Below are 3,026 nucleotides of genomic sequence, written 5' to 3'. Positions count from 1 at the left end.
GGCCGGCGCGCTGGTCGCCCGGGTTTCCGCGTCTGCACCGGCAGCAGCATCCGGAAGGGCCGGACCCGACCCGCCCTGCGGCAGTGTGGCGATCTGCTGCAGCAGCGCCGAGCGCAGCGCCGGCGGCGGCGCGACCGGAGTCAGTCCGTCGGCGAGGATCGCCACGGTGTCGTGGTCGTCGTCGGCGATGGCCTGCCACTCGGGATGCTCGGCGCGTGCCTCGGCGAATCGCCGCTCGTCGGCATCCGGCAGGGCGCCGAGGGCGTGTGCGGCTGCAAGCTCCGCGAATTCCCGCTCGTTCATGCTGCTGACACCCCCATCTCTCCACGCAACCGCGTCAGTCCGTCCCGCATTCTCGTCTTGATCGTTCCCAGCGCCACCCCGGTCAGTGCGGCGATCTCGCTCTGGCTGTAGCCGCCGTAGTAACTCAGGATGAGCGCTTCCTGCTGGGCCTCCGGCAGGGCAGCGAGAGCGGTGACCACGCGCTCGCCTTCCAGTTTCGATTCGACCGCCTCCTGCACCACGTCCCGTTCACCGCCGAGGTCGCGAACGCCGACGCGCATGTCGCGATCGGTGCTGGACTGCGACGAGCGCACCCGGTCGACGGCCCGGCGGTGTGCGATCGTGAAGATCCAGGAGCGTCCCTGACCTCTGTTCGGAGCGAACTTCGAAGCGGATTGCCAGATCTCGAGGAAGACCTCCTGCAGCACTTCCTCGCTCTGCGAGCGGTTCACGACGACCTTGAGGATGAGAGCGAACACGCGCGAGGACAGCAGATCGTAGAGCTCGGCGAAGGCGCGCTGATCGCCGTCGGCGACGCGGATGAGGAGGTCGGCGGCGAGATCGCCGGACGACCCGTCCTCGCGCACGTCGACGCCATCGATAACCATCTCGACAAGCATGCCCCATCCCTCCTCTCGCGCGTGAATGTGACCCGCGTTTTGTCACGTGTTCTTCGGGCCGTTGTGTCTCGTGTTCTTCGGGCCGGCAAATCGTTTCGGATTGATTCCCATCCGATCTCGAGGGGGTTCCGAACAACCGTCGACGCCGCGGGAGGTCCGCGGCACCGAACTCCGGAGGTTGAAATGCTCAGCACCAAGAAGAAGATCACCGCCGCTCTCTCGCTCGGTTTCGTCGGCGCCCTCGTCCTGTCGGGCTGCACGATGGGAGGCGAGTCGAACATGGAGTCGTCGGAGCCGAAGCCGGCCGAGACGTCCGAGATGTCCGACGCTCCCGAGACCATGGACCCGGCCGCCAATCTCGTCGGCCCCGGCTGCGAGGCGTACGCCGAGCAGGTGCCGGACGGCGCGGGCTCGGTCGAGGGCATGTCGCAGGACCCTGTCGCCACGGCCGCATCGAACAACCCGCTGCTCACGACGCTCGTCTCTGCCGTCAGCGGCCAGCTGAACCCCGACGTGAACCTCGTCGACACGCTCAACGGCGACGAGTTCACCGTCTTCGCGCCGGTCGACGACGCCTTCGCCAAGATCGACGCAGCAACGATCGAGAGCCTGAAGACCGACGCGGACACGCTCACGTCGATCCTGACCTACCACGTCGTGCCCGGCCAGATCGCGCCGGCTGACATCGAGGGCATGCACAAGACCGTGCAGGGCGCCGAGCTCGAGGTCACCGGCTCGGGCGACGAGTGGATGGTGAACGACGCGAACGTCATCTGCGGTGGCGTGCAGACCGCCAACGCCACCGTCTACCTCATCGACTCGGTCCTGATGCCGCCGGCTCAGTGACCCCAGGACACCGTGCAGGAGTGACGCGGTGAGATCAGCCCGGTGGGGATCCGCAGGCTGATCAGAGGCGCCCGTCGACGAGGAATCGACGGGCGCCTCTTCGCGCGCGCACCAGGCGGTCAGGACCTCGCTCCGACCGCCTCTAGACTTGAGGTACGGGCCTCTAGCTCAGTTGGCAGAGCATCGGACTTTTAATCCGCGGGTCGTGGGTTCGAGCCCCACGGGGCCCACCGAATCACGCGGTCAGGCGAGCGTGCGCGCCTGACGAGCGAGCACCAGCTGGATGATCCACTCGACGACGAGCCAGACCCAGCCCGTGAGCCAGAGGAAGCCCGAGATCAGGGCGAGGATCATCGACAAGTCGCCCGCCTGGACCGACCCGGTCAGACCGAACACGACCGTCATCGCCGACTCGGCACGGCCGTCGTCGCCGCCGTCGATGAGGAAGAAGCCGACGCCGAGGATGCCGATCGAGGTGACCCACGCGGCGGTGATCGCTCGCCACCCACCGGCCGCCCTGCGCAGCACGCCGTTCCGGCGAAACAGGCCGTTCGCGGCCACCACGATCTGCACGATGTAGCCGGGCAGCAGCATCCAGCTGCTCCAGATCGCCAGCACCAGCATCCACCCGGGATAGACGAGTTTCGCCGCCAGCGCGAGAAGGGGGAAGAGGATGAGGGCGACGCCGGCGAGCTTCGCGGCCGTGGCTGACACTCGCGCGTTCATATGCAGATCATCGCATGCGCACACCGGCGGCGAACGGAGCCGGTGTGGGAGGATGCCATCGCGCTCTCCATGCGAGGGACGCGCAGTGCACCACATCCGGGAGGACGCATGACCGCCATCGACGATGCCCTGAATCTGATCGACGGCTGGCCGGTCGACAACGCCGCGGCCGTGGTCGTCGGCGCGGATGGCTCCGTCCTCGCGGTGCGCGGCGAGCTCGATCGGGTCTACCGCCTGGCATCCGTCACCAAGCCCCTCACCGCGTACGCGGCGCTCGTCGCCGTCGAGGAGGGCGTCTTCGACCTCGACGACCCGGCCGGCCCTCCCGGTTCGACCGTGCGGCACCTGCTCGCCCACACCTCTGGCCTCGACTTCTCGGAAGACAAGGTGCGCGCCGAGCCCGGCACCCGCCGGATCTACTCCAACCGCGGCTTCGACGTGCTCGCGCAGACGCTCGAGGATCGCGCCGAGATCCCCTTCGCCACCTACATCGACGAGGCCGTGTTCGTACCTCTGGGCATGGCGTCGACGAAGCTGACCGGGTACGAACAC

Annotated in this window: 4 protein-coding genes, 1 tRNA gene and 1 pseudogene; 3 read left to right on the top strand and 3 right to left on the bottom strand. The window is 67.9% G+C overall.

Features of this window, described 5'->3' with window-relative positions:
* Positions 1-303 (bottom strand): annotated as a pseudogene (locus RT309_RS14585) (anti-sigma factor); the annotation flags it as partial.
* On the bottom strand, positions 300-890 hold the full coding sequence (sigK, locus tag RT309_RS14580; protein WP_313358193.1) for an ECF RNA polymerase sigma factor SigK: 591 nt from the start codon (positions 888-890) through the stop codon (positions 300-302). The gene sigK and the pseudogene RT309_RS14585, both read right to left, overlap by 4 nt.
* Positions 891-1,085: 195 nt before the next feature.
* Between sigK and RT309_RS14575 the strand changes: the two genes are divergently transcribed.
* Entirely contained in the window at positions 1,086-1,748 is a 663-nt protein-coding gene (locus tag RT309_RS14575) for a fasciclin domain-containing protein (protein ID WP_313358191.1), read from the top strand.
* Positions 1,749-1,905: 157 nt separating this feature from the next.
* Positions 1,906-1,978: transfer RNA gene (locus RT309_RS14570), tRNA-Lys, on the top strand.
* Between the two features lie 13 nt (positions 1,979-1,991).
* On the opposite strand, the gene RT309_RS14565 is transcribed toward RT309_RS14570, so the two are convergent.
* Positions 1,992-2,462, bottom strand: a complete 471-nt coding sequence (locus RT309_RS14565) for a hypothetical protein (RefSeq protein WP_313358189.1) — start codon at positions 2,460-2,462, stop codon at positions 1,992-1,994.
* A gap of 120 nt (positions 2,463-2,582) precedes the next feature.
* On the opposite strand from RT309_RS14565, the gene RT309_RS14560 reads away from it, so the two are divergent.
* Positions 2,583-3,026: serine hydrolase (locus tag RT309_RS14560; RefSeq protein WP_313358187.1), on the top strand; the 444-nt coding region annotated here is incomplete at its 3' end.

Origin of the sequence: Microbacterium sp., from assembly GCF_032084865.1 — a bacterium.
Lineage (GTDB): Bacteria > Actinomycetota > Actinomycetes > Actinomycetales > Microbacteriaceae > Microbacterium.
Note: the sequence above shows the minus strand (reverse complement) of the source record. Positions and strands in the feature narration are given on the sequence as shown.

Coding starts and splice junctions, on each gene's coding strand:
- sigK (WP_313358193.1), bottom strand. CDS start 890: ATGGTTATCGATGGCGTCGACGTGCGCGAGGACGGGTCGTCCGGCGAT.
- RT309_RS14575 (WP_313358191.1), top strand. CDS start 1,086: ATGCTCAGCACCAAGAAGAAGATCACCGCCGCTCTCTCGCTCGGTTTC.